Source organism: Duganella sp. AC917, from assembly GCF_979258245.1.
The window spans coordinates 20,614-45,474 of sequence record NZ_OZ409848.1; the positions used below are offsets into that span (position 1 = coordinate 20,614).

The 24,861-nt window shown below is 65.0% G+C and carries 22 protein-coding genes; 5 read left to right on the top strand and 17 right to left on the bottom strand.

From position 1 onward, the window contains the following. The first annotated feature begins 8 nt into the window (after positions 1 to 8). From ACZ0BA_RS00095 to ACZ0BA_RS00105, 3 genes are read left to right on the top strand one after another with little or no spacing between them, the layout of a single operon-like run. Positions 9 to 1,136 carry an LLM class flavin-dependent oxidoreductase gene (locus tag ACZ0BA_RS00095; protein ID WP_463449351.1) on the top strand — a complete coding sequence of 376 codons (1,128 nt, stop codon included), beginning with the start codon at positions 9 to 11 and terminating at the stop codon, positions 1,134 to 1,136. Positions 1,137 to 1,179: 43 nt separating this feature from the next. After that, positions 1,180 to 2,253 carry a rhodanese-like domain-containing protein gene (locus ACZ0BA_RS00100; protein WP_463449352.1) on the top strand — a complete coding sequence of 358 codons (1,074 nt, stop codon included), beginning with the start codon at positions 1,180 to 1,182 and terminating at the stop codon, positions 2,251 to 2,253. A 20-nt stretch (positions 2,254 to 2,273) separates the two neighbouring features. Further along, positions 2,274 to 3,575, top strand: coding sequence for an FAD-dependent oxidoreductase (locus ACZ0BA_RS00105; RefSeq protein ID WP_463449353.1), 1,302 nt, complete (start codon positions 2,274 to 2,276; stop codon positions 3,573 to 3,575). Positions 3,576 to 3,596: 21 nt separating this feature from the next. On the opposite strand, the gene ACZ0BA_RS00110 is transcribed toward ACZ0BA_RS00105, so the two are convergent. Both ACZ0BA_RS00110 and ACZ0BA_RS00115 read right to left on the bottom strand, forming a co-directional pair. Next, the gene (locus tag ACZ0BA_RS00110) at positions 3,597 to 4,790 is read right to left on the bottom strand and encodes a JmjC domain-containing protein (protein ID WP_463449354.1); all 1,194 of its coding nucleotides are present in this window, start codon (positions 4,788 to 4,790) and stop codon (positions 3,597 to 3,599) included. After that, a complete protein-coding gene (locus ACZ0BA_RS00115; RefSeq protein ID WP_463449355.1) occupies positions 4,790 to 6,028 on the bottom strand; it encodes an ABC transporter substrate-binding protein in 1,239 nt (412 codons plus the stop codon). Before ACZ0BA_RS00115 ends, ACZ0BA_RS00110 begins: the two co-directional genes overlap by 1 nt. Before the next feature lie 85 nt (positions 6,029 to 6,113). Here ACZ0BA_RS00115 and ACZ0BA_RS00120 point away from each other — a divergent pair, with 85 nt between their 5' ends. Beyond that, the gene (locus ACZ0BA_RS00120; RefSeq protein WP_463449356.1) at positions 6,114 to 7,133 is read left to right on the top strand and encodes an aldo/keto reductase; all 1,020 of its coding nucleotides are present in this window, start codon (positions 6,114 to 6,116) and stop codon (positions 7,131 to 7,133) included. A gap of 4 nt (positions 7,134 to 7,137) precedes the next feature. On the opposite strand, the gene ACZ0BA_RS00125 is transcribed toward ACZ0BA_RS00120, so the two are convergent. From ACZ0BA_RS00125 to ACZ0BA_RS00195, 15 genes are all read right to left on the bottom strand, one after another. Then, entirely contained in the window at positions 7,138 to 8,400 is a 1,263-nt protein-coding gene (locus ACZ0BA_RS00125; protein WP_463449357.1) for an MFS transporter, read from the bottom strand. Positions 8,401 to 8,410: 10 nt separating this feature from the next. Beyond that, positions 8,411 to 9,589, bottom strand: a complete 1,179-nt coding sequence (locus ACZ0BA_RS00130; protein WP_463449358.1) for an LLM class flavin-dependent oxidoreductase — start codon at positions 9,587 to 9,589, stop codon at positions 8,411 to 8,413. A gap of 38 nt (positions 9,590 to 9,627) precedes the next feature. After that, positions 9,628 to 10,014 carry a 2Fe-2S iron-sulfur cluster-binding protein gene (locus ACZ0BA_RS00135; protein WP_463449359.1) on the bottom strand — a complete coding sequence of 129 codons (387 nt, stop codon included), beginning with the start codon at positions 10,012 to 10,014 and terminating at the stop codon, positions 9,628 to 9,630. Then, positions 10,008 to 11,744, bottom strand: coding sequence for an FAD-binding protein (locus tag ACZ0BA_RS00140; RefSeq protein ID WP_463449360.1), 1,737 nt, complete (start codon positions 11,742 to 11,744; stop codon positions 10,008 to 10,010). The genes ACZ0BA_RS00135 and ACZ0BA_RS00140 overlap by 7 nt, the downstream gene beginning before the upstream one ends. Before the next feature lie 20 nt (positions 11,745 to 11,764). Then, complete coding sequence (locus tag ACZ0BA_RS00145) at positions 11,765 to 13,555, bottom strand: ABC transporter ATP-binding protein (RefSeq protein ID WP_463449361.1); 1,791 nt, start codon at positions 13,553 to 13,555, stop codon at positions 11,765 to 11,767. Then, positions 13,552 to 14,559, bottom strand: a complete 1,008-nt coding sequence (locus ACZ0BA_RS00150) for an ABC transporter permease (RefSeq protein WP_463449362.1) — start codon at positions 14,557 to 14,559, stop codon at positions 13,552 to 13,554. The genes ACZ0BA_RS00145 and ACZ0BA_RS00150 overlap by 4 nt, the downstream gene beginning before the upstream one ends. Before the next feature lies 1 nt (position 14,560). Further along, the gene (locus ACZ0BA_RS00155) at positions 14,561 to 15,568 is read right to left on the bottom strand and encodes an ABC transporter permease (protein WP_463449363.1); all 1,008 of its coding nucleotides are present in this window, start codon (positions 15,566 to 15,568) and stop codon (positions 14,561 to 14,563) included. 17 nt (positions 15,569 to 15,585) lie between these two features. Next, positions 15,586 to 17,157 (bottom strand): ABC transporter substrate-binding protein, encoded by a 1,572-nt coding sequence (locus tag ACZ0BA_RS00160; RefSeq protein WP_463449364.1) that lies wholly within the window; start codon positions 17,155 to 17,157, stop codon positions 15,586 to 15,588. Positions 17,158 to 17,197: 40 nt separating this feature from the next. After that, positions 17,198 to 18,319, bottom strand: coding sequence for an ABC transporter substrate-binding protein (locus ACZ0BA_RS00165; RefSeq protein ID WP_463449365.1), 1,122 nt, complete (start codon positions 18,317 to 18,319; stop codon positions 17,198 to 17,200). A gap of 19 nt (positions 18,320 to 18,338) precedes the next feature. Then, positions 18,339 to 19,352: a LysR substrate-binding domain-containing protein gene (locus ACZ0BA_RS00170; protein ID WP_463449366.1), complete on the bottom strand. Its 1,014-nt coding sequence runs from the start codon at positions 19,350 to 19,352 to the stop codon at positions 18,339 to 18,341. A gap of 230 nt (positions 19,353 to 19,582) precedes the next feature. Next, positions 19,583 to 21,925, bottom strand: coding sequence for a RelA/SpoT family protein (locus tag ACZ0BA_RS00175; protein WP_463449367.1), 2,343 nt, complete (start codon positions 21,923 to 21,925; stop codon positions 19,583 to 19,585). Positions 21,926 to 22,041: 116 nt separating this feature from the next. After that, the gene (rpoZ, locus tag ACZ0BA_RS00180; RefSeq protein ID WP_008451304.1) at positions 22,042 to 22,245 is read right to left on the bottom strand and encodes a DNA-directed RNA polymerase subunit omega; all 204 of its coding nucleotides are present in this window, start codon (positions 22,243 to 22,245) and stop codon (positions 22,042 to 22,044) included. Positions 22,246 to 22,269: 24 nt separating this feature from the next. Then, complete coding sequence (gene gmk, locus ACZ0BA_RS00185; RefSeq protein WP_463449368.1) at positions 22,270 to 22,908, bottom strand: guanylate kinase; 639 nt, start codon at positions 22,906 to 22,908, stop codon at positions 22,270 to 22,272. A 108-nt stretch (positions 22,909 to 23,016) separates the two neighbouring features. Then, positions 23,017 to 23,835 (bottom strand): DUF72 domain-containing protein, encoded by an 819-nt coding sequence (locus tag ACZ0BA_RS00190; protein ID WP_463449369.1) that lies wholly within the window; start codon positions 23,833 to 23,835, stop codon positions 23,017 to 23,019. Between the two features lie 75 nt (positions 23,836 to 23,910). Further along, positions 23,911 to 24,192, bottom strand: coding sequence for a hypothetical protein (locus ACZ0BA_RS00195; protein ID WP_463449370.1), 282 nt, complete (start codon positions 24,190 to 24,192; stop codon positions 23,911 to 23,913). A gap of 230 nt (positions 24,193 to 24,422) precedes the next feature. On the opposite strand from ACZ0BA_RS00195, the gene ACZ0BA_RS00200 reads away from it, so the two are divergent. After that, positions 24,423 to 24,710: a putative quinol monooxygenase gene (locus ACZ0BA_RS00200; RefSeq protein WP_463449371.1), complete on the top strand. Its 288-nt coding sequence runs from the start codon at positions 24,423 to 24,425 to the stop codon at positions 24,708 to 24,710. Positions 24,711 to 24,861: the final 151 nt, after the last annotated feature.

Consider the following 24,861-nt stretch of genomic DNA (forward strand, 5'->3'; position numbering starts at 1 on the left):
ACCGCCGCATGACTTTTCAGCTTAGCGCGCCCGGCGACATCGCCGGCAGCCCGGTCGCCAGGGCTTTTCAGCAGCCGTTGATGCTGGGCGTGTTCCTCAACCTGCAGGACATGCGCAAATCGCGTCTGCCCAACACCTCGACGTGGACCTTCGATTACAACGCCGAAGTGGTCAAGCTGGCCGACGCGCTGGGCTTCGAGCTGGCCTTCAGCCGCACGCAGTGGCTGCCTAAAGGGGGCTACGACGGCGAAGCTTCGCTGGACGCCTTTGTCGCGCTGGGCGCGATGGCCGCGATCACCCGGGATATCCTGCTGATCTCCACCGTGCACGTGCTGTATGGACCGTGGCACCCGCTGCACTTCGCCAAATTCGGCGCCACCCTGGACCATATTTCCAAGGGTCGCTGGGGCGTCAACATCGTTACCGGCCACCGCGCTATCGAGCACGAGATGTTCGGCGCGCCACAGATCGAACATGACCGCCGCTACGCGCTGGCCGGTGAGTTTTTCGACGTGGTGCAGCGGCTGTGGGGCGACACTGAGAATTATTCGTTCGAGGGCCAGTCGTCGTGGCGCCTGAAGGATGCCTATGTCACGCCCAAGCCGCAGTTTGGCCGTCCTTTGCTGGTCAATGCCACCGGCTCGCCGGCCGGCATCGACTTCGCCGCCGAGTATTCCGACATCGTCTTCATCACCAGTCCCGGTGGCGCGCATATCGACAGCGCGCTCGAGACGCTGCCCGCGCATATCGCCACCATCCGTAACGCCGCCGAGGCCAAGGGCCGCCGCGTGCGTACCTTGATCAATCCCGTCATCGTCTGCCGGGAAACCGAGCGTGAGGCGCACGAGCATGCGCGCGCCATCGTCGCCAACTCCGAGCGCACCGGCAAGCACGATTACGCCAGCGATGCCCACGCCTGGCGCGGCCGCAAGGACGCCAGCCATAAACAGGGCCTTGGCGTCGGTGGCAATATCGAGATCATCGGCAGCCCGGAGCAGGTGGTCGACCAGCTGCTGGCGTTGAAGAAAACCGGCATCGACGGCGTGCAACTGAGTTTCGATGATTTTCTGCCCGACCTGCAGCATTTCGGCGAACGCATCCTGCCATTGCTGAAGCAGGCCGGCCTTCGGCTGTAACCCCACCCGGCGCGTTCGCGCCGCCCACCTGAACGAGGCTACCGTGACTATTTTCCATATCGACAGCGCAGCCCTGAACCAGTTGCTCAACCAGCCCGGCGAACTGGCCGTGCTTGACCTACGCGGCGCGCAGCAATTCGGTAAATGGGGCGCGCCGCTGAACGCATCCAATCTACCGTTCGAACGCCTTGAACGCGACATCGTCCGCGCGGTGCCGCGACGCGACACCGCCGTGGTGCTGGTTGACGGCGGCGACGGCGTGGCGGAGCAGGGCGCTCGTCTGCTGCTGGACCTGGGCTACAGCGCGGTGCGGGTGCTGAAGGGCGGCATCGGCGCCTGGGCGGCAAGCGGTTTCGCCACCACCTTCAGCGTCACCGGCAATGACTACGCCGACCAAATCCTGCGTGCCGAGGGTACGCCCTCGATCACGGCGCAGCAATTGGCTGACCTGCGCCGCGATGGCCGGAACTCGATCGTGCTCGATACCCGCTCGCTGGAAGAGTACAGCGAATCCCATGTGCCGGGTGCCGTCAGCGTGCCCGGAGCGGAGCTGTTGCAGCGCTATCTGGATCTGGTGCCGGCGGCGGAAACGCTGGTGGTGGTATCGTGCGCATTGCTGGCCCGCGCCATCCTCGGCGCACAGACATTGATCGACGCCGGCGTTGGCAATCCGGTGGTCTTCCTGTACGACGGCACCAAGGGCTGGCGCGACGCCGGGTTTGAACTCGAACACGGCCCGACCCGGGTGTTCGGACCCTATAGCGCCGACGCCGGCGATTTCGCACAGCGCAAGACGCGTCGCCTCCAGAATCCCGAGATCGGCCAGGTCGACGCCGGGCGCATCGCCCAGTGGCGCGAGGATGGTGCCCGCACCACCTATCTGGTCGACGTTCGCACCAGCGACGAATATGCACGCGATCACTTGCCGGGCGCGTTGTCGGCGCCGGGTGGGCAGCTCATTCTCGGCACTTTCCGCTTCCTGGCGGTGCGCGGCGCGCGATTGGTGCTGATTGACGACACCGGCGTGCGCGCGGCTACGACCGCGCACTGGCTGCGCCGGCGCGGCTGGGAAGTGCATCTGCATCAAAGCGAGCCGGCCTGGCAGGCCGCCGCATAATTTATTCAAGAGGACAAAGTATGACCGAGCATCAAGCGTTGCATGTAATCGTGATCGGCGCCGGGCCGGGTGGCCTGTTGCTGGCGCAGGGATTGAAGAAGGAGGGCATCAGCGTGGCGGTGTATGAGCGCGACGCAGCCCGCACCGACTATCTGCAGGGATTTCGCCTGCAGATCCGCACACGCGGCATCGAGGCCTTGCGCGCCTGCCTGCCTGCGGCGCTCTACGAGGCTTTCGCCACCACTTACGCCGCCGCGCCGCCCGACTACGCGGTGCTCTCGGAGCAGCTGGAAGAGGTGCCGCGTGAGATCACCGATCCGGATTTGGAAAACAGCGAGCGCGATAAGTCGGTGAGCCGCATCACGCTGCGTCAGGTGCTGCTATCCGGTCTGTCCGATGTGCTGCATCACCAGAAAACTTTTGATCGCTACGAGGAGCGGGCCGACGGCAAGGTTGTGGCCTACTTCACCGATGGCAGCACGGCGGTGGGCGATGTGCTGGTGGGCGCCGACGGCGCCAACTCGCGCGTGCGTCGCCAACTGGTGCCGCATGCGCGCTGGGTCGATACCGGCGCGCGGCGACTGGCCGGCAAGATCGAGCTGACGGAGGTGGTCAAACGCGCCGTGCCGGAAATGTTTTACCGGAAGACGCTATCGGTCAAGTCGGACAGTGGCTTCAACCTGTTCTTCACCGCGCATGAGTTCCAGCCCGGCCACGAGGCCACCGGAGAAATCGGCGGTAACGACGCCGCCCTCGATGTCCATGCCGGTCTGCTGTTCGACAATACGAAGAGCTACATCATGTGGGCGTTGAGCGGCCTGCGTGAACAGTTGCCGCCGGACGATGTGCTGTTCAAGTTCGATGGTGGCCAGCTGCGGGAATTCATCAACCAGGCGGTGGCGGGATGGCATCCGGCATACCGCCAGCTGTTCGACCTGACCGACACGTCGACCTTGGGTGTGCTGCCGATCCGCACTTCGCTGCCGGTCGAGCCGTGGCCGACCCGCGCCGCCACCTTGCTGGGTGACTCGATCCACAGCATGACGTACTTCCGCGCGCTGGGCGCCAATACGGCGATGGCGGATGCCGCGTTCCTGCTGCGTCAACTGGTCGAGGTCAAGGCCGGCCGCAAGGCGCTGTTGGACGGGTTGAATGCCTATGAGGCGCAGATGCTGGATCACGGTTTCGAGGCGGTACGCAAATCGATTGCCGCCTTCGAGCATGGTCATTCGACCAGCCTGCGGGAAAACTGGCCGGATGTGCGCAGCGCTCCGGGCCAATCGCTTTGGGTACAGAGCGGACAGGCTCGCGCCGCCGCGTAGTTGTGTGAGCCCGCGTCGGACCTATGTGATCGAGGGCTTCGCAAGGGGGAACCATAGAGACTTCAGGAATCCGGCCCGGGCCAGCAAACTTAGAACCTGACGCGCATCGGCTGGCGCCAAACCGGGAAAGCGGGCCTCGAACTGCGCGATGCTAAACGCCGCGCCGTGCTCCGCTAGCCAGTCGAGTGCCCCGGCCAGCGGCGCGGGCGCCTCGGTGTCCAGCGTCTCCCGCTCGATCCAGTCGCCGTCCCAGGCGGTCACCCGTAACCGCAACCTGCCAATGCCGCTGGGTTCATGACGCAAAGTCGCCATGGGAATGCGCTGAAACCGATCCGAGGTCGCGGGGGCAGCCAGCAGATCCCCGGGCGCAATGCGTCCCAACATGGCTGGCAGATCGTGTAACAGCTCCTCCATACGCGCCTCTGCGGCAGCGCCGTTTTCATACAGGGGGCGTCGCCACTGCGGCTCCTGAAGCAACAAGTCGCGCAGTCGTTGTAGCAGCCGGTCTATTGCCACCGGTGGCCGAATACCGATGCTCACCGCGAAAGAGTCTTGCGGCGCCTCAGTGCGGTGCCAGGTTCCGCGCGGCAGAAACAGCACCGACCCCGGATGCATGTCGATTCGCTCGAACGTCTCCGTATCCGGCGTGGGAAATCCATCACCGGCCTGCGGATATAGCTCGTCGCCCGGCAGCATGCCCGGGCCGAACTGGCGTCCGCTCGGATAGCGTAAGCCGCTCACCGGCGCGACGTGGAATACCTTGGTGCCCTGCAGCTGGATCGAGATAACGTCGTCTGCATCGAAATGGCAAGCCACACCGTCGTCGCGTGGGGACGCGAAAGCGCCGATCCTGGCGCAGCCCACCGGCAATCCCAGCGCCCGCTCCAGCGACAGCAGCCAGGCTCCGAGGTCCGGCAAGAACCTGGCGATATCGGGCAGGTACACCGTCATCCCCAGCTTGAAGAGACTGACGGCATTGGTGTCGAGATTCATGGTGCGGGCATCGCGCGCGCCCCGGCCAAATGTGACCGCGCCACGGTAGCGTTGTGCCAGCGCGTCCAGGCTGGCCAGTTCCTCCGCGCGCAGAGGCGCGGGCAACTGCTCCGGCTGGCGGTGGACGACGAAGCGGCGCTCGGGCCAATAACCGTCCAGCAGTGCCAGCGCACCTTCCGCACCGAACAATGCGGTCAGCGCATCACCAGCCGCCGGCGCCATTAAGCCGCATCCGCCTTCGGCTGCTCCAGCGTCACCTCCGGAACCAGGCTGTAAGCCAGTTCCAGTGGACCGGGGACGATCCACGATGCGAAGTCGAAGTCCTTCTCGATGAATCCTTCCTCGACGAAGAAGTTCTTCTGCAGCTCCAACGCCCGCACATAGTCGACGCTGAGCTTCGGTTCAAACTGTTCGTGCAACCTGGCGCCGTAACCCTGCCGCACGGCGCTTTCCGAGGAACTTGTTTCAGCGGCGATGGCGCGCACCACGTCGTCGGGATGTTCGCTGGCCCATTCAGCGGTGCGCAGCAGTACCGCCAGATAGCGCGCCACCAGTTCCGGGTGCTGCTTGGCGAGCGCGCGGTTGACGGTGATCGGCCGCGGCGTGCCTGAGTTGATGCGTACCAGCGGGTCCGTATACTGATTGAAGTCGACGATCGCGCGCAGCCCGTGGTTGGCAATCAACGTGGCGCTGACCGCGCCCTTGGCGTAAATGGCGTCCACCTGGCCGCCTAGCAGGGCGTCGCTGGTTGCGTGCCTGCGCGGCGGCGCCTTGCGCTTGCGCTGGTCTGCGCCGTTGTCTTCGCGCAGGCCGTCGCCGATGCTGTCCTCGACATCGACGAAGCTGACTTCATCGCGCCGCAGGCCGGCCAGCTTCAAAGCTGTCAGCAGGCCACGCAGGTCTTGCGCGCGGCCGACATCTACGTGGCTCGTCTCGATCTGCTTGGGTAGCCCGAGGCGCTTGCCTTTGAGGTCCGCCAGGCTGTGGATACGGCTGTCTGGCCTCACCAGTATCACCTGTTCCTCGTCGACCCAGGTGATGCCGACGACGACCGTGTCCTGTCCATTGGCGCGAGCCCAGATCGGCGGAGCGTTGCCCCCTTCACGGAACATGTCCGGGTGGCTGTGATTGAAATGCGACTCGCGCACCGCCGGATCGGTCGAGGCCCTGATCGACTCGAGACGCACACCGTGGCGCGCGAATTCGGCATGCAGCCAGCGGAAATGCTGGGCGATGCCCGACGTGGTGGGCACCGGGCAGCGGGTGTACCACAGTTCAGTAGGCGCGGCGCGCGGCTCGAGGGGGCGGACGTTGGACATCGCAATTCCTTTCGTGGACGATAAGTACCGGTCGGTTCTCAATATAGCCAGCTCTCCGGCGCGATTGAACGAATCATTCTGAATATGGATATGTCGGCAGGTTTCGCCGGGCCGGATCGGCATAAACAAGCGCGAAAACATTCGTTTCGCATGGCGGCCTTACTGGCTATTCTTGACGATTCAAAGACCTTCACCGATTCAGACTTTTATGACAGGAGTTGATTGCATGACCTATCGAAATTTGGGCAAGACCGGTATCAAGGTATCGCCGCTGTGTCTGGGCACCATGATGTTCGGCGGCCAGACCGACGACGCGGTGGCGCGCCGTATCACCGACAAGGCTTTTGAACAGGGCGTCAATTTCATCGACACCGCCAACGGCTACAACGGCGGAAAATCCGAGGAGACGGTCGGTCGCCTGATCGCTCCCCGCCGCAACCAATGGGTGCTGGCGACCAAATTCGTCAACCCCAATCCTGGCGCCTCCGGCCCGAACGACAAGGGCGCGTCGCGCAAGAACGTGATCCAGTCGGTCGAGGCCAGCCTGAAACGGCTCGGCACCGATTACATCGACCTGTTTTACCTGCACCGCGAAGACCACGAAACGCGTCCCGAGGAAACCGTGCGCGCGCTGGCCGACCTGGTCCAGGCGGGCAAGCTGCGTTACTGGGGCGTGTCCAACCACCGTGCGTGGAAGCTGGCCGAATTCGTCCGCGTGGCCGATTTGCTGGGCGTGGACCGGCCGGCCGCCAGCCAGCCTTGCTACAACCTGGCCAACCGCCAGCCGGAGGCCGAGCACTTGTCGGCGGCAGACTATTACGGCGTTGGCGTGGTGTCATTCAGCCCGTTGGCACGGGGCGTCCTGACCGGCAAGTACGATCCGGACTTGCCGCCGCCGGAAGGCACCCGCGCCGGCCGTAACGACAAGCGCATCCTGCAGACCGAGTGGCGTCCCGAATCGCTGCAGCTGGCGCAGGAAATCAAACGCCATGCGGAGGAGCGCGGCATCAGCGCCGGCCAGTTCGCGCTAGCCTGGGTGCTGAACAATCGTCTGATCACGTCCGCCATCACCGGCCCGCGCACCGAGGAGCAGTGGGATGATTACCTGCCGGCGTTGAAGTACACCTTTACCGCCGAAGACGAAGCGCTGGTCGACCGGCTGGTGGTCAGCGGCCATCCGTCGACGCCGGGCTTCAACGACCCGAGTCACGTTATCCTCGGCCGCCAGCCGCGCAACGGCGGCTAGGCTTTCACGGCTTTTGCGGCAATGGCAGCGCCAGCGGTTCCGGGGCGCCGCCGTGCAGGCTGGCGCCGCGCCATGCGGGATTGCTCAACATGGCGCCGGCGCAGGCAATGGCCAGCGTGCCGGAAACGCCCAGCGCGCGGTGCGCGCCGATACGGTCGGCCAGCAGGCCGGTCGCCAGCGCCGCCAACGGCTGCGCGCCAAAACCGATCACACTGAACATCCCCATCATACGGCCACGCATCGCCGACGGCGCCAGCACCTGGATCATGCCGGTGCTGCCCACCATCGCCATCGATGTCGCCAGTCCGAACATGAACATCGCCAGCAGTCGCGTAGCCGGTGTATCGCTGTAACACGCCACCAGCAGCCATCCGCCCATCCACATCAGCGAGAGCGACAAGGCCCGGCCCATGCGGTCAATGCGGTTGACGAATGGCGACAGCAAGAACCCGTACACCAGCGAACCACCGCCGGCCGCCGCCAGTATCATCCCGGTTTCGCGCGGGTCGCCATGCGCCAGCGCGGGCGCCAGGGTCAATGTCGCCAGTCCGAACATGGTCAGTACGGCGCAAGAGAAGTAGGCATAGCGCAACTGCACATGGGCGCCGATGTGGCGCAGCGCGTCGCCCATCCCCGCTTTGACCGTCGTCGCCGGCCCGGCCGCTCCAAAGCCGCGCAGGTGCGCCAGCACCGCGATCACCGCCAGGTAGGTGGCGGCGTTTTGCCAGAACACCACCGCGCTGCCGTAGCGCGCGACCAGGTAACCGGCCAGCGCCGGCCCAGCGCTGCGGCAGACATTGAGCAGCATCGAATTGAGGCTGACCAGTTTGCGGATCTGGTCCAGGCCTGTCAGTTCGAAGAACAGCGCTTGCTGCGCCGGGAAGTGAATCGAGTTGACGCTGCCGAGCAGGAAGGCGATCAGGTAGATATGCGCCAGTTGCGCGTGGCCGGTCTGCGTCAGCAGCGCCAGCGCGCAGGCCAGCAGCATTTCGATAACGTGGCAGGCGATCAGCAGCCGGCGGCGGTCGAAGCGGTCGGCCAGCGCGCCGGAAAAGGCGCTGAACAGTATCAGCGGCAGGCCGGCGCAGAAGGCCACCGTGCCCAATGCGCCGGCCGCGCCATCGGATAGCTTGAACACCAGCAGTGCCTGGGCGGTCTGCTGCAGCCAGTTGCCCAGCATCGAGACGCCGGTGCCAGCCAGGTACAGGCGCACGGGCGCGGAGCGCAGCGGCGAGAAATTGCCGCGCCAGATTTGCAGCAGCGTCATGGCCGCAGGATCACAGCCGCAGGCCGGCTTGTTTCAGCAGCGGTACCACGCGTGTGCCAAAGTGTTCCAGGTCCGGCCCAAAGTCGAAGAAGCTGCACTGAATGCCGTCGATGCCGACCTGTTTCAGCGAAATCACCTGATCGACGATTTGTTCCGGAGTGCCTATCAGACGGATATTGCCGCCCACTGCACGCGCCGCGTCCTGGTGTTTGTCCTTGCGGTCGCGCCAGGCGTGGGCATCACTGTTGAAGCTTTGCATGCTGGCCACCGGATCGACCCGCGCGGCGATGGCGTCGTGGTAGTCCCAGGCTTCTTTCTCGGTATCGCGGCAGATCACCATTGGATTGATCAAGGTGCGCAGGTCGCGTCCCAGCGCGGCGCCGGCCGCCTTGATCTTGCGTGTGTGCGGCGGCAGCGATGCCAATGCCTGGTCGATGGCGCCGCCGCCGGGACTGGTGATGAACACCAGGTCGGAATGGCGCGCCGCGAAGTCGATGCCGGCGTCCGAGCCGGTGGCGTTGACCAGCAACGGCCTGCCATAGCGCGGGCGCGGCGTGACGTAGGCCTTGTCCAGCTTCCACGACGACAGTTCGGGCGTGACCGAATAGTTTTCGTCGACCGCCCACAGATGTTGGACTGCGTCCAGGAATTCGGCTGCCATGGCGTAGCGGTGGTCATGTTCGATGCGCTGCCAGCCAAACATCTCGTGCTCCACCGCGCGGTGGCCGGTAACCACGTTGATACCCCAGCGGCCTTTGGAGATATGGTCCAAGGTGGCGCAGTATTTGGCGAAGTGTAGCGGATGCCAGGGGCCGTACAGCACATGGCTGGTGGCCACCAGGATGATGCGCTTGGTGATGGCGCTCATCGCCGCCAGGGAAGTGAATGAATCGAGGGCCTCGCCGTTGAAGACGCCGCCGTAGCCGCCTTTGGGCAGCCATTGCGACAAGGCGAATGCCAGGTCGAAGCCGAATTCCTCGGCGCGCAGCGCCAGGGCGGCGTTGTAGTCGAAGCTCCAGTCGGTGCTGCGTTCGAGCTGCGAAGCGCTCCATCCGCCGGCCTGGATCGGCAGGAACAGGCCAAGCATCATCGGTTGGCGCAGGATTTGCGCCACCGGGCTGTGGGGGAAATCGGCGGGGGCGGCGAAGCGCTGGATGGTGGACGCGGGGGTGTCGATGATCTGGTTCATAGTCGTGGGGACCGGTTGAGAGTTTGGATAATGTATGGTCAGGACGGGTCGGACGCCGGCGCGCGCGCCTTGCGCACCAGGCTCAGTTCAACCACGGTGTCGCGCAGGTGCAGTTTGTCGTGCGCCGGCTCGACCCGGATGCCGTCGCGCATCGGGGTGGTGCAGGCGGTGCGCACCTCGCCGTCGATGCGCATGGCGCAGACGTTGCATAGCCCGCGACGGCACGACAGCGAGTAGGCCAGCGCGGGATCGACCGCGCGTTGCAGGTACTGCAGCGCTGCGCTCACACTGGCCTCGCTCCATTCCTGGCCGTTGATGCCGGCCAGCTGCGCTGACGGCAGTGTGTAGGCGCGCCAGGCGCCCGTGTCGGCGTTCGGTTCGTTCGCACCGCCGTGATTGCGGTTCAGGCGAAGGTGGATCAGCATGATGGCGCCAGTAGCGAGAAATCGACCGCCTCGACGCGGTGGAGCAGGGTACCTTCCGACAGCTTGGCCAGGCCGTGCAACAGCGACGCGGGCGGCTGACCCTTTGCCTCGTCCTGACGCCTGTGGGCACCCAGCGAACGGTCGCGCCGCCGCGCGCCAACCAATGCCGCCTCCAGCACGGCCGCTCCGGCGCGGCACTCCAGCGCGTCGCTCCAGTCGCGATTCCATTCGGGCGCTTTCTGGCGGCAGCTCATTCGGGGCAGATCGTCGTTGACCATGCTGCGCAGCTCAGCCAGCGCGCTGTCCAGCGCCGCCCCATTGCGCACCGGACCAAGCGCCTCGCTGGCCAGGGCGCACAGGCGTTGTTTGATACGGTGGGGCGCATTGGCCTCGTCATCGCCGCCATCGTCGCCGGCGCGCAGTAGTGGCGCCAGGATCGCCGCGCGCGCCATGTCGTGGTTGTCCGCGCGGTCTGGCGCCGGCTCGCGCCGTGCATGGGCGGCGGCGCTCAGGCCGGCCGCCTTGCCCTGCACCAGTACCTGGGCGCTAGCGTTGCCAGACAACCGGTTGGCGCCATGCAGGCCACCGGTGACTTCGCCGCAGGCGTACAGTCCCGGCACGCCGGTGCCGCCGGCGACGTCGATACGCACACCACCGAGCGAGAAGTGCGCCGCTGGCGCCACCTCGATCGCGTGGCCGGCACGGATGCGCTCCACCAGCGGCGTCATGTCGAAGCCTTCCCAGCGCCAGTCGCTGGAGATGCCGCGCGACCAGGTGGGGAAGTTATCGACGATGTCGCGCGGCAGGTGCGCCCAGGACAGGTAGACGCCGCCATTCGGGCTGCCGCGGCCTTCGAGTACTTCGGTGGCGCTTGCGGCAGCCACCATGTCGCGCGTGGCCAGTTCCATCTTGTCGGCGTCCCAGCGGGCCATGAAGCGTTCGCCGTAGCGGTTCAGCAGCCATGCGCGCACACCGCTTTGCGGGCCGAGTATCCATGGGAATTGCAAGCCGCGCCACATGTCCGGCGCCACCAGGCAGCACGGCAGGAACTGCAGCATTTCCATGTCGATCAGCGTGGCGCCGGCGTCGAGCGCCATCATGTGGCCATCGCCGCTCAATTCATCGGGCGCCGTGCGCAGACCCCAGTTGGAGGTGGCGCCGCCGGTGGCCAGCACCACGCTTTTGCCGTAAAGCGCCTCCACCTCGCCGCTGCGCCGGTCCAATCCCATCACGCCGACTACTGCGCCGTTCCGCCGCAGCAGCGCGGCGGACTGGAAGTCTTCGCGAAATAGCACGCCTGCGCGCAGCGCGGCGCCGGTCATGGCGTTTTGCATGCTTGGGCCGGAGATGCGGACGCCACGCCCGCTGCTGTGGCCCGGTGCGCGCGGCGTCACCTGTACCTTGGTGCCGGCCGCAATCAGCCGGCCGATTTCGTCGCCGATTCCGGTAACCATCGCCTGCACCAGATCTTGCTGGCCAAGGAAGCCGCCGGCGCGGATGGTGTCGTGCAAAAAATTCTCTTCCGTGTCGGCCGGGTCGCCGGCCAGGCCCAGCGCAATGGCGCTGCTGCCGGCCAGCGACACGCCGCCGCCCGAGGTGATGGTCGCGCCGCTGCGCCCGACAAGGCTTTTATTCACCACCAGGACGCTGGCGCCGCCGGCGCGCGCGTGGAAGGCGGCCGCCAGTCCGGCGGCGCCGCTGCCCAGCACAATCACATCCCATGTCTTCATTGTGTGTCTCCCATGCGGATTCAGATCGCGAAGCGGTAATAGGGTGCGGCCAGCTCGCGCTCGGGCGCCGCCGGCGGCTCAAGTGGGGCGAAGGCCGACGTCGGCACCGCGCCGATCAGGCTTTTGGTGTACGGATTGACCGGATCGTTCCAGATGGTGGCGTGGTCGCCACTCTCGACGATGCGCCCGCCGTTCATCACCAGCACCCGGTCGGCGATGTAGCGCACCACCGACAGGTCGTGGGAAATGAAAAGATAGGTCAGGTCGAATTCCTGTTTCAGGTCGACCAGCAGGTTGAGCACCTGTGCCTGGACCGACACGTCCAGTGCCGATACCGGCTCGTCGCAGATCAGCAGGCTGGGTCGCAGCACCAGTGCGCGGGCGATACCGATGCGTTGGCGCTGGCCGCCGGAGAACTGGTGCGGATAACGCTGCAACGATGCCGCCGGCAGGCCGACCCGGTCGATGATGCGGCGCGCGCGCTGTTCGCGTTCCTGGCGCTGGTCGACGCCGTGCACGCGCAGCGCGGCGTCGAGGATCTCGGCCACGCTGTGGCGCGGATTGAGCGACGCGTACGGGTCCTGGAAGATCATCTGGACCTTGCGCCGGAAAGGCTGCAACTGGCGCTGGCCCAAGCGGGTGATGTCTTCGCCCTCGAATTCGATGGCGCCGGCGGAGGAGTCCACCAGCCGAAGGATGGTCTTGCTCAAGGTCGACTTGCCGCAGCCCGACTCGCCCACCAGCCCCACCGTTTCACCGCGCAGCAGGTCGAACGACACGCCATTGACCGCGCCGGCGGTGTCGCGCTGGCCAGGATAGCGCACATGCACGTCGCGCAATGACAGCAGCGGAGTGGCGCCGGCGGTGTCCTGTACGACGGCGTCGGCGGCGATTTCGGCCGTCACGCCACCATTGGGGCGAAAGGCGGCGCTGGCCTCGATCACCCGGCTGCCGGTGCGCAGCGCGAACTGGCGTTGGCCGTTGTCGTCGATGCGGGTTTCGATCTCTGGCAGGCGTTGGCCGCGATAGTGCAGCTCGCGCTCCAGATTGAGCGAGGCGCCAAGCAAGCCGCGCGTGTAGGCGTGCTGCGGTCGCGTGAAGACTTGTTCAGTCTCGCCCTGTTCGAGTTTTTCGCCGCCGTACATCACGGCCACCCGGTCCGCCCATTGGCCGACCACGCCCAGGTCGTGGGTGATGAGCAGTAGGCCCATGGAAAACTCGCGCCGCAGCTGGTCCAGCAACTCCAGGATCTGCGCCTGGATGGTGACGTCAAGCGCGGTGGTCGGCTCGTCGGCGATCAGCAGGCGCGGACGGCAAGCGACGGCCATGGCGATCATGGCGCGCTGGCGCTGACCGCCGGACAACTGGTGCGGGTAGTCGTCGAAGCGGCGCTTTGGTTCGGGCAACCTGACCAGGTCGAGCAGCTCGATGGCGCGTTGGCGCGCCTGCACCGTCGTCAGGTTTTGGTGCAGGCGCAGCACTTCGACGATCTGGTGGCCGATGGTAAGCACCGGATTGAGTGACGTCATCGGCTCCTGGAAGACCATGGCCATGGCGTTGCCGCGCAAGGCGCGCAGCTCGCGTGCAGACAGCGGCAGCAGATCGCGCTGTTCGAACAGGATGCGGCCGCTCATGCGGCTTTGCGCCGGCAAAAGCCGCATGAGCGCCAGCGCGGTACTGGATTTTCCGCAGCCCGACTCGCCCACCAGGGCCAGCGTCTCGCCACGGGCGATGGTGAAGTTCAGGTCGCGCACCGCGTGGTGTCCGCCGAAATGGATGTTGAGGTCTTGTACTTCCAGCAGATGGCTCATGCGTCGCGGCTCCGCAGGCGTGGGTTGAGCGCTTCGTTCAAACCGTCGCCCACCAGGTTCAGGGACAGCACCGCGAGGATGATGGCGGCGCCCGGGATGGCTGTCAGGTACCAGGCGGTGCGCAGCATGTCGCGGCCACTGCCGATCAGGCTTCCCCAGCTGACGCGGTTTGGATCGCCCAGGCCGAGGAAGGACAACGCCGACTCCATCAGGATCGCGGTGGCTACCATCACCGACGTGGTGACAATAATCGGCGGCAGCGCGTTGGGCAGGATTTCTCGCGCGATGATGCGCAGGTCGCTGTAGCCAAGGCTGCGCGCGGCCAGTACGAAGTCGCGCTGTTTGAGTGCACGGAACTCGGCCCGCACCAACCGCGCCACCGTGGTCCATGACGTCAGGCCGATGCTGAACGAGATGATGCCGATGGTCGGCGGTGCGATCGACACCACCACGATCATGAACAGGAATGACGGCGTGGCCTGGAACAGTTCCGTCAAACGCCCGAGTATCTTTTCGGTCCAGCCGCCGAAATAGCCTGCGCAGGCGCCGACGATGGTGCCGATCGACAGGCCGATGGTGGCCGCCGTCACGCCGATCAGCAGTGAGGCGCGGGCGCCGTGCACCACGCCGGCCAGCAGATCGCGGCCCAGCGAATCGGTGCCGAGCCAATACTGCGGGTCCTGGCCGGGCCACAGCAGCGGCTGGGCCACCATGTCGAGCGGGTCGCCAGGGAACAGATGCGGCGCCGCCAGCGCCAGCAGCACCATCAGCAGCAGAATCGCGCTGCCGCCCATGGCTGCGGGATTGCGCAGGTAGCGGCGCAGTGCTTCGTATCCTGGCGCGGTGGTTGGCGCCGGGGGCAGCGCGGGTGGCGCCGGTTCGGGTGCGGAGATCGAGACCACATTGGGGGCGATCCAGATGCGCAGGTTATCCGCTTGGCGCGCGGGTGCCGCGTGGCGCGGCGCTGCGGTGCGGGCTGGCTTTTCGGTGTCGATGATGCTCATGTCAGTCCTTGATCCTTGGGTCGAGCCAGACGTGCAGCAGGTCGATCAGCAGGTTGGCGGCAATCACCAGCAGCGATGACAGCAGCAATACGCCGAGCGACACCGCGTAGTCGCGCCCTTGTACCGCCTCCAGCGCCAGCCGGCCCAGGCCCGGCCAGCTGAAGACGGTCTCGATGACCACCGCACCGCCAAGCAGATTCCCGAGATGGATGCCGGCCACCGTGGTGACGGGGATCAGCGCGTTGCGCAGCACGTGGCGCAGCTGGATCACCAGTGGATGCAGTCCCTTGGCTTCGGCGGTGCGCACGTAGTCCTGGGTTTGCGCCTCCAGCATGGCGGCGCGGGTCAGGCGCGCGTAGATGGCGATGAACACCGACGCCAGCGCCAGCGCGGGCAGCACCGCATGACTGAGTCGGTCGCGCAGCGCGTCCCAGCCACTGAGCGAGGCGCCGATGGTGGCGTTGCCGTCGCTGGGCAGCCAGCCCAGATGCACGGAGAACAGCACCACCGCCATCAGGCCTATCCAGAAGCCGGGCGTGGAATACAGCAGCAGCGACACCAGCGACAGCAGGCGGTCCGGCCACTTGCCGACCCAGGTAGCCATCACCACGCCGCAGGCGATGCCCAGCACCAGCGCGATCGCCAGCGCGCTGGCCATCAGCAGCAGGGTGTTGGGCAGGCGGCTCCAGATCAGATCCACCACCGGCATGTTAAAGCGCGGAGAGAAGCCAAGGCTGAAGTGCGCAAGATTGTTCAGGTAGGCCAGCAATTGCTGCCAGACCGGCAGATCGAGGCCGAAGTGGCGTCGCATCATGGCCATGGTCTCGGCGGTGGCGGAGCCGGATTCGCCGGCCAGCACGTCGGCGGCATCGCCGGGCACCAGCTGCAGCAGCAGGAAATTAAGGATCACGATGCCCAGCACCGTGGGCAGCGCGTGCAGCAGCGCGCGGCGCAGGCTGGCCAGCACGCGCCGCGCGCTGCTGGTGTCGGAAGAGTAGCGGGTATTCATGGGTGGGCTTTCGGAGTTCATCGGCTCAACCAGACGTCGACAAAGCTTTCATCGAGGCCGTTGGGCGACAGCGTGTGGCCTTGCACGCGCTGGTTGTACAACGTGATCTGGCGCGGCGATACCGTATTGATGTCGGGGAGCTCGGTGGCGACGATCTGCTGGATGCGTTTGAACTGCGCCACGCGCTTGGCCGGATCGATTTCCACGGCAGCCTGTTCGAACAGGTGGTCCAGCTCCGCGTTGTTGAAGTGCGAGGCGTTGGTGAACGGTACGCCGGGCCGGAAACCCTGCGACCAGTACAGCCGCTGCACGCCCACGGTCGGGTCGAACAGGTTGCTCATGCCGTTGACCAGCAGGGCGAAATCGCGGTCCGTGTAGACGCGCTTAAGATAGGCCGGCAGGTCTTGCGCGCGGATGGTGACGGCGATGCCCAGCTTGGCCAGCGCCGACTTGATGTAGTTGGCGGTGCGGGTGGGGGCGTCGCCGATCGGCAGCGGATCGAGCACCAGCGCGAAGCGCTTGCCGTCGGCCTGGCGCGGGTATCCCGCCTGGTCGAGCAGCCGGTTGGCGCGCTCCGGGTCGAACGGGTAGGGCGTGGGCGCGGCGCTGTAATAGGGACTCGCGGGCAGGATCGGACTGGTGATGGTGTCGGCATAACCGTAGAAGACGGCGCTCTTGATGACGTTGCGGTCGATGGCGTGGGCGATCGCCTGGCGCACCGCCAGCTTGGATAGCGCCGGGTGGTCCAGATTGAACTCGATGCGCGCAGGTCCGGCCTGGAACTGGTAGCCGCTGGTCTCGACGCCAAGTAGCGGATTTTTCTTCAGGCGGGCGATGTCGCCCAGCGGCACAGGGGTGTCTCCACCCAGATCGACGCTGCCGTTTTCAAATGCGATGGCCCGTCCGGCGGCATCGGGAATGATGCGGACGATGATCTTGTCGAGATAGGGCTTGGGCTGGTTCCAGTAGTCCGGATTGCGGACGTACTCGATGTAGCTGCCGCGTACCCATTTGGAGAACTTGAACGGCCCGGTACCGATCGGCGCGGTGTTGTTTGGATTGGCCAGCGGATCGCCGTTTGCGTACAGATGTTGCGGCACGATCGGCGATTCGGACGACGAGAAGGCCTTGATCAGGTAGGGCGCCGGCTGCGACAGCAGCAGTTCGGCGGTATAGGCATCCGGCGTTTTCACTTCGACCAGGTTGGCGAAGGTGCTTTTTCCGCGCGGGTGGATGCGCTTGAGCAGCTGCAGCGAGAAGGCCACGTCGGCCGACGTGAACGGTTTGCCGTCATGCCATTTGACGCCCTGGCGCAAATGGAAGGTGTAGCGCTTGCCGTCGGCGCTGATGTTCCACGAGGTGGCCAGCTGCGGCAACGGCTGGAACTTGAAATCGTAACGCAGCAAACCCTCGGTGACCTTGCCGCTGACCTTGAGCACCGGCACCGCGCTGGTGGCCAGGTTGACCAGCACCGGCGGCTCCGGCGTTACCACGAAGTTCAGCGTGCCGCCGGCCTTGGGAGTGGTGGCGGCGCCGGACAGCGCCGGCAACAGCAAAAGTGCGAAAAAAACGGAAAACAGGGATGCCATGAATACGGTTGCCTTTCTGTTGCGGGTGTCGAGGGACGCTCTATGCGGCCAGCGCGGTTTCCTTGGTCTGCCGGCGGTCGGCAAGCAACCGGTGTGCTTCGCGCAGCGGCGCCGGGTCGACCCAGTCGTCGATGGAGAAGCTGGCGGGCAGGAATTCATGCCGGTGCAGGAAGTCCTTGAAATCGGCGAGCGCGGCGACCGATTCGGGCGCCAGGTCGATGTTCAATTGGCGGTGCAGTTGCGGACCGTAGGCATGACGCACCCACAGCTCCGGGCTGCGGGTTTCGCGGGCGATGTAGGCGCTTGTTTCGGCCGGATGCGCGGCGGCCCAAGCGCCGGCTTCCAGCGCGCGGGCCAGCACACGCGCCACCAGATCGGGCCGACGCTCCAGCAGCCCCGCGTCCACCGTCAGCGGACGCGGGGTACCGTTGTTGGCGTGCAGCCGTCGGTCGGCTTGCTGGCTGATGTCGATCACCACCTGCGCCTGCAGCAGGTTGGCCGCCGCCAGCCCGGTGGCGCCCTTGGCGAACACCACATCGACCTCGCCGCTGGCCAGTGCCAGCGCCTCGCGGCTGAATTCCTGCTGGCCGTGGGTGGCCAGCAGGCGCGCGTAGCCCTGGTCCTCCACCGGCTTATCGTCGGCCAGCCCGATCGGCGCGTAGGGCAGATCGACAAGATGGACGTCGTCGAGCGTCAGTCCGGCCGCAGACAGCAGCGAACTGAAACCGCGCAGCGCGGTGGCGCGATGGAAGTCGACCACGCCGCCGCGTGTGCTGGTGTTGGTATTGCGGGGCAAACCAAAGCGCTTGCCGCGCAAATGTTCGGGCGCCGTGATGGCGCTGCCGCGGGCACTGAGCAAACCCTGGAACTCGTCGACCCAGCTGATGCCGATCACCCGGGTGTCCGCGCCGGAGGCGCGCGCCCACAGTGCCGGTATATTGCCGCCCTGGCGGAAGGAATTTGGCTGGCTATGGGTGAAATGGGAACGGCGGATCGCGGCGTCGGCGGAGTCCTGCAGCGCGCGAACGGTAATGCCGTCGGCGCTGAATTCCTGCGCCAGCCAGCCGTGCTGGATGGCGATGCCAAACGGGGTGGGCGCGGGGCAGCGGGTGTACCAGAGCGTGTCGGGGGTGTCGTCCGTGGTGGTCGGGATGCTGGGCATGCGGGCTCCTTTGGTCCGGTCAGGAATGCGGGTTGATCATGGTTCTGCGCCTGGACGGCGCCGTCCCTTGCAGCGGCAGGTTGGGAACCTTCGGCACCGAGTCTGGCTGCCACTCGGCGTTGATGGCGCGGTCGATCTGCTGGCGTGTCAGGTGGGGCGCGAAACGCAGGATGAATTCGTAGGTCGAGGCGCGCAGATAGGCGCCGCGCCGCACCGTGATCCAGGTGGTGTTGGCTTCGAACAGGTGGGCGGAGTCGATCACTTGCAGGCCGGCGTCACGTTCGCTGTCGTGCGCCATCGAGGCGATCAGGCCGACGCCCAATCCGAGCGAGACGTATTGTTTGATGACGTCCGAATCCATCGACGTCAGCGCGACGTTCATGCGAAGTCCTGCCTGTTCGAAGGCCGGGTCGATGCCGCAGCGGCGGGTGAAGCCACGGTCGTAGGTGATCAGCGGGTAGCGTGCCAGGTCGGCCAGCGCGGGCGCCGGCAGGTCCAGCAGCGCATGGCCGTCCGGCACCAGGATCTGGTGCTGCCACCGGTAGGCCGGGAAGGTCACCAGCTCCGGGATGGCGTTGAGGCGGTCGCTGGCGATGCCGATGTCGGCCACGCCGGACAGCAGCCAGCGGACGATATATTCAGGGGTACTTTGCTGCAGCGTGATGCGCACATTGGGATAGCGCTCGCGAAAGCCCTGTACCACTTGCGGCAGTGCGTAGCGTGCCTGCGTGTGCGAGGCGGCGATGGCGATTTCCTCGGCGGCGGTGACGCCGAAATCGGTGCCGGCGCGACGCAGCTGGTCGGCCTCGATCATCAGGCGGTCGACGATCTTGACGATGGCTTTACCAGGTTCGCTCAGCCCCGTGATGCGCTTGCCGTCCCGTTCAAAGATCGCCACGCCCAGCTCACCCTCCAGATCGCGGATCTGGCGGCTCACGCCGGGCTGGGTGATCCGCGACAGGTGCGCCACTTCGGTCAAGCTATAGCGGTTGCGGGTCAGATCGAGGATGGTACGCAACTGCTGGAAGTTCATGCTCTCTCCATCGCCGGGCGCCGCGGGCCAGGCCGCAGGGTTCAAAAAACCAGAGACTACGGTTCAATTGAACGCTTGAGAACGAACACTTTTAGTTGTCGATATCTGTTTTTGTTATGGGCGCGATTGGCCCCGGGGAAGTGCCGCGCGAATGCCAAAAACGCATATTCAAATGCGAAAAGATTCGTCAGGGGGAGCCGACGAGGGTTCGGCTGCGGCGCCGCCGGGAGTTAGCTGCGCTCGCGCAGGATGCGGTTGACGCCGGCCACGCGGCGCACGTTGCGCAGCAGGCCGGCCAGGTGCACGCGGTCCTTGACCTGGATCGTGAATCGCAGCTGATGCAGCACGTGTTCCTTGTCCTCGTCCATGCCGACGTAGGTGATGTTGGCGTCGGATTCGCCGATCTCCGCCGCCACGCGCGCGAGGATGCCCTTTTCGTTGTTGATCAACAGTTTGATACGGCTGTCGAAGCGGCGGTTCAGTTCCGTGCCCCACTTGACGGCGATCCAGCGGTCCGGCTCCTTGATCTTCTGGCGCTTGGCCACGGTGCAGTCGTTGGTGTGCACCAGCAGGCCCTGGTCGCGCCGCAGCTGGCCGACGATCGAGTCGCCCGGGATCGGCAGGCAGCACGCCGCCAGCTGCACCGACACGCCCTCGCTGCCGCATATCGTCACCGGATCGAGTTCGGCGGCGCTGTTGTGGTCCACCGGCGCGCTGGCCGATTCGCCGCCGCGCAGTCCGAAGATGTGGCGCGCCACCAGCGCGGCCATGCGCTTGCCGATGCCGATGTCGGCATACAGCTCGTCGAGCGATTTGGCGCTCGATTCGTTGAGCAGCCGTTCGATCAGATGGTCTTCCAGGTCGGCGCTCATGCCCAGCGACGTCAGCGCCTGCGACAGCAACTGCTGGCCGAGCGTGATCGACTCCGGCAGGTTGATGGTGCGCAGATGGTGGCGGATCGCCGAACGCGCCTTGCCGGTGCGGACGAACGACAGCCACGTCGGGCTGGGGCGCGACGAGGAGTCGGTGACGATTTCGACGATGTCGCCGTTGCGCAGTTCCGTGCGCAGCGAGGCCGGCTCGTTGTTGATGTTGACCGACACGGTGTGGTCGCCGATGCCGGTGTGGATCGAGTACGCGAAGTCGATCGGCGTGGCGCCGCGCGGCAGGGCGATGATCTTCGACTTGGGCGTAAACACGTAGACCGAATCAGGGAACAGATCGACCTTGACGTGTTCGAGGAATTCGGCCGAATCGCCGGTCTGCTGCTGGATGTCGAGCAGCGACTGCAGCCACGCGTGGGTGCGCTGCTGCAGGTCGGTCAGGTTCGACTCGCCGTTCTTGTACAGCCAGTGCGCGGCCACGCCCGATTCGGCGGTGCGGTGCATTTCCTGGGTGCGGATCTGGAATTCGACCGGCGTGCCGTACGGGCCGATCAACGTCGTGTGCAGCGACTGATAGCCGTTCAATTTGCGGATTGCGATGTAGTCCTTGAACTTGCCGGGCATCGGCTTGTACAGCGAATGCAGGGTGCCCAGCGCCACATAGCAGTTCGGGAAGCTGTCGACCACCACGCGGAAGCCGTAGACGTCCAGCACCTGCGAGAACGACAGGTGCTTGCTGCGCATTTTCTTGTAGATGCCGTACAGGGTTTTCTCGCGGCCGTAGACTTCGGCCTCGATGTCGGCGATCTGCAAGGTGGTCTTGACCGAGTCGAGGATCTTCGACACCACTTCGCGGCGATTGCCGCGCGCCGCCTTCACGGCCTTGGCCAGGGTGCGGTAGCGCAGCGGGTACAGGTGCGAGAACGACAGGTCCTGCAGCTCGCGGTAGATGTTGTTCAGGCCAAGGCGGTGCGCGATCGGCACGTACACTTCCATCGTCTCGCTGGAGATGCGCGCCTTCTTGGCCGGCGCCATGACTTCCATCGTGCGCATATTGTGCAGACGGTCGGCCAGCTTGATGAGGATCACGCGCACGTCCGACGCCATCGCCAGCAGCATCTTGCGGAAGTTCTCCGCCTGCGCCTCGATCTGGCTCTGGAACTCGATTTTTTCCAGCTTCGACAAGCCGTCGACCAGATTCGCGACCGGCGCGCCGAAGCGTTCGATCAACTCGTCCTTCTTGACGTCCTGGTCTTCCATCACGTCGTGCAGCAGCGCGGCCATGATGGCTTGCGCGTCGAGCTTCCAGTCGGCGCAGATTTCGGCCACGGCGATCGGATGCGAGATATACGGCTCGCCCGATTTGCGCACCTGCCCCAGGTGCATCTCGTCCGAGAAGCGGTACGCTTCCTTGACCTTTTTGAGGTCGGCCGGCGTCATGTACTCGGCCAGTTTTTCGGTGAGGTGCGTGACGGAGGCGACGCCAGCGGTCAGGGTGGGCGTGGCCAGGGGCGACGATGAAATCACTGGTTGAGCGGGGGCTGGTGCGGAGGAGGCGATGGTGGAGGCAGTGCTGTCGCCCGCGTTGGCGCCCGACGTGGCTGCGGCCGGCGCTTTGGCCGGCTGTTTCGCCGGTTGCTTGGACCGGGGCTTGCCGCTTAATGTCGGATCGGCGGGGATCAGATTCATACGTGTGCGTTCCGTCGTAATGAGAATATCAATGTAAATACTACCCGATGGCGTGCGCTATTGCTCAACCGCTGCTAACCACATCATTCACATTGTTCGGGAACGCGGGTCCCAACTTACATTGGGACCTTTTTCAACATTTCCAGACCAACCTTGCCGGCGGCGATTTCGCGCAGCGCGACGACGGTCGGCTTGTCCTTGGCTTCCACCTTAGGGGTGTGGCCTTGCAACAGTTGACGGGCGCGGTAGGTCGCGGCCAGGGTCAGCTGGAAACGGTTTGGAATGGTTTTGAGACAGTCTTCGATAGTAATACGGGCCATGATAACTCCTAAAATCTTGTGTATTTATTCAGCGTGGATACCCAGTTGGGCAAATAGCGAGATGTTGCGTGCCGCTTGTTGCGCAAATCGGCAACGGGCCGCTCTGACAATCGCCGTCAATTCAGACAGGGCGACCGTGAATTCTTCATTGATAATAGCATACTCGAACTCGGGAGCGTGGGCGATTTCGCCGCCGGCCGCGAGCATGCGGCGGGTGATCACGTGCGCCTCGTCGGTCGCGCGTTTTTTCAGCCGTTGTTCGAGCGCCTCAATCGACGGCGGCAGGATGAAAATGCCGGCCGCCTGCGGGAACTGCTTCTTGACCTGGCGCGCGCCCTGCCAATCGATTTCCAGCAGGATGTCGGTGCCGGTCTTCATCTGCTGCTCGACCATGATGCGCGAGGTGCCGTAGTAATTGCCGTGCACTTCGGCCCACTCCAGGAACTCGCCGGCCTCGGCGCGCGCGACGAAATCCTCGGCGTTAGTAAAATAGTATTCCTTGCCGTGGGTTTCGCCCGGACGCGGCGCGCGCGTGGTCGTGGAAATCGACAGCTTGATCGTCGGTTCCTGCGTCAGCAGCGCGTTGACCAGCGTCGACTTGCCGGCGCCCGATGGCGCCACCACCATGAACAGGCTGCCGGCGAATGCGTTGGATGAGCTCATGTGATTAACTTTCAAATGCGTATGCGGGCAGCGCCCAAAGACGTATTTTACCAAGAGCAATGATCGGCTTTCAATTCGGCCTCCAATTGGTGTGCAATCGGGCCGCAATTACAACAGTCCGATCAAATGCTGGGCCGCTGCCGGCGCCCGTTCCTTGGCGCCGTTGATGAAGTAGACGAACACCGCGCGCGCCTTGTCGGCGGCCTTGGCCGACGCGGGCGGCGGCGCCGCATAAGGCAGTTCCGGCGGCAGCGCGCCGGCCTGCCATTGCTGCGCGACCGCCGCCCATTTCTTCAGCGCCGGCTTGGTGTAGCCGGTCACCTGTTCGCTGCGCGCGTCCATCAGACGGGCGTAGACGAAGTCGCTGGTGACGTCGGCGTAGGATGGGAATTTGGGCGAGTCGGTGAACACCGTGGCGACCTTGTATTTGCGCGCCAGCTTGACGTAGTCGGCGCACATGAAGCTGTCGTGGCGCGTGTCGAGCACGTGGCGCAGCTTGCGCGTGCCCAGTTTCGTCGGCAGCAGTTTGAAGAACGCCTCCAGATCGTCCGGATCGAACTGCTTGGTCGGCGCCAGTTGCCACAGCAGGGGGCCGAGTTTGTCGCCCAGTTCCGCCAGCCCGCTGCCGATGAAGCGTTCGATCGATTCGCCGGCCTCGCCCAGCACCTTGCGGTTGGTGGCGTAGCGGCTGGCCTTGACCGAGAAGATGAAATCGTCCGGCGTTTGCGCGTTCCACGAGGCGAAGTGTTCGGGCTTGGCGGTGCGGTAAAAGGTGCCGTTGATCTCGATGCTGGTGACGTGCCGGCTGGCGTATTCAAGCGCCTTCTTTTGCGTCACGTCCTTCGGGTAGAACGTCTCGCGCCACGGCGCGAAGTCCCAGCCGCCGATGCCCACCCGGATAGTCGATTTTGCGTTCGATGCGGCCATGCGTGCTCCCCGAAAAACGTTTGCGAAGATCGTGGCGGGACGCCGGGCCGCGCCTGCGTTCAGCGCCTCAGCGCCTCAGCGTTCCTCGACGATGGCCATGCCCCAGGACTTCAATTCCAGCGCCTGGCCGCGCTTGACGTCCGGTCCCGACAGCAGTTCCGTGCCGTTGGCGTAGACGTCGTTGACGCGCTGCGGCTTGGCTGTATAGTTTAGCAAGTAACGCACCTGATTGCCGTTCTGTAGCGTGCCGCCACGGGCAATGAGCGGGTATTGCGCCGGCTGCACGGCATAGTTCGGCCGCGACGGATGCTTGTGGCGCGCGACGACCTTGGCGGTGGTCGGCGTCAGGAACTCCATCCACCATCCACCAGCGGGCCTGGTTGTCGTGCTTGCCTACCTTGAACGGATCGCCGTCCAGCGTGGCATCGGTGGGATTGGTGAACTGGCTGTAGCGCACGCCCGCCGCCTCGCTCAGCAAGATAGCATAAACTAACGTCATGCCGGCCGGGCCGCTCCGCGCATCGGGGGCTTTTCATTCGGCAATCCGCCCCAATTATAGAAGTCTCAACATTCCATCAGGATAGAACATGTCAGATTTGATTATCGTCGCCACCATCACCGCCCACTCGGGTTCCGAGCTGCTGGTGCGTTCCGCGCTGGACCAGATCGTGCCGCCGAGCCGCGCCGAAACCGGCTGCATCCGCTACGACCTGCATCAGGATTTGGCCGATCCTGCGACGTTTGTCATGATCGAAGCCTGGGACGACGCCGAAGCGCACGCGCTGCACGAAACGACGCCGCATTTCCACGAGCTGGTCAAGACTATCGGCGGCCTGGCCGACATCAAGGTCACCAAGCTGAATCAGTTATTGTAGCCATGGGTTAAGGACCATCGCTCCGGTGGTCTGGAAGTCTCCGACATTTTGCGTGACGACGGTCATTTGATGTGCCAGTGCCGTCGCGGCAATTAAATCTCTTTGCCGAGCGTGATTTTTTTAAGTTCGGACATCTGCTCGTTGTTTTGCT

Bases quoted from the DNA above. Each gene is read 5' to 3' on its own strand.
- ACZ0BA_RS00095 (WP_463449351.1), top strand. From the start codon at position 9: ATGACTTTTCAGCTTAGCGCGCCCGGCGACATCGCCGGCAGCCCGGTC.
- ACZ0BA_RS00105 (WP_463449353.1), top strand. From the start codon at position 2,274: ATGACCGAGCATCAAGCGTTGCATGTAATCGTGATCGGCGCCGGGCCG.
- ACZ0BA_RS00110 (WP_463449354.1), bottom strand. From the start codon at position 4,790: ATGGCGCCGGCGGCTGGTGATGCGCTGACCGCATTGTTCGGTGCGGAA.
- ACZ0BA_RS00115 (WP_463449355.1), bottom strand. From the start codon at position 6,028: ATGTTTTCGCGCTTGTTTATGCCGATCCGGCCCGGCGAAACCTGCCGA.
- ACZ0BA_RS00120 (WP_463449356.1), top strand. From the start codon at position 6,114: ATGACCTATCGAAATTTGGGCAAGACCGGTATCAAGGTATCGCCGCTG.
- ACZ0BA_RS00125 (WP_463449357.1), bottom strand. From the start codon at position 8,400: ATGACGCTGCTGCAAATCTGGCGCGGCAATTTCTCGCCGCTGCGCTCC.
- ACZ0BA_RS00130 (WP_463449358.1), bottom strand. From the start codon at position 9,589: ATGAACCAGATCATCGACACCCCCGCGTCCACCATCCAGCGCTTCGCC.
- ACZ0BA_RS00135 (WP_463449359.1), bottom strand. From the start codon at position 10,014: ATGCTGATCCACCTTCGCCTGAACCGCAATCACGGCGGTGCGAACGAA.
- ACZ0BA_RS00140 (WP_463449360.1), bottom strand. From the start codon at position 11,744: ATGAAGACATGGGATGTGATTGTGCTGGGCAGCGGCGCCGCCGGACTG.
- ACZ0BA_RS00145 (WP_463449361.1), bottom strand. From the start codon at position 13,555: ATGAGCCATCTGCTGGAAGTACAAGACCTCAACATCCATTTCGGCGGA.
- ACZ0BA_RS00150 (WP_463449362.1), bottom strand. From the start codon at position 14,559: ATGAGCATCATCGACACCGAAAAGCCAGCCCGCACCGCAGCGCCGCGC.
- ACZ0BA_RS00155 (WP_463449363.1), bottom strand. From the start codon at position 15,568: ATGAATACCCGCTACTCTTCCGACACCAGCAGCGCGCGGCGCGTGCTG.
- ACZ0BA_RS00160 (WP_463449364.1), bottom strand. From the start codon at position 17,157: ATGGCATCCCTGTTTTCCGTTTTTTTCGCACTTTTGCTGTTGCCGGCG.
- ACZ0BA_RS00165 (WP_463449365.1), bottom strand. From the start codon at position 18,319: ATGCCCAGCATCCCGACCACCACGGACGACACCCCCGACACGCTCTGG.
- ACZ0BA_RS00170 (WP_463449366.1), bottom strand. From the start codon at position 19,352: ATGAACTTCCAGCAGTTGCGTACCATCCTCGATCTGACCCGCAACCGC.
- ACZ0BA_RS00175 (WP_463449367.1), bottom strand. From the start codon at position 21,925: ATGAATCTGATCCCCGCCGATCCGACATTAAGCGGCAAGCCCCGGTCC.
- rpoZ (WP_008451304.1), bottom strand. From the start codon at position 22,245: ATGGCCCGTATTACTATCGAAGACTGTCTCAAAACCATTCCAAACCGT.
- gmk (WP_463449368.1), bottom strand. From the start codon at position 22,908: ATGAGCTCATCCAACGCATTCGCCGGCAGCCTGTTCATGGTGGTGGCG.
- ACZ0BA_RS00190 (WP_463449369.1), bottom strand. From the start codon at position 23,835: ATGGCCGCATCGAACGCAAAATCGACTATCCGGGTGGGCATCGGCGGC.
- ACZ0BA_RS00195 (WP_463449370.1), bottom strand. From the start codon at position 24,192: ATGGAGTTCCTGACGCCGACCACCGCCAAGGTCGTCGCGCGCCACAAG.
- ACZ0BA_RS00200 (WP_463449371.1), top strand. From the start codon at position 24,423: ATGTCAGATTTGATTATCGTCGCCACCATCACCGCCCACTCGGGTTCC.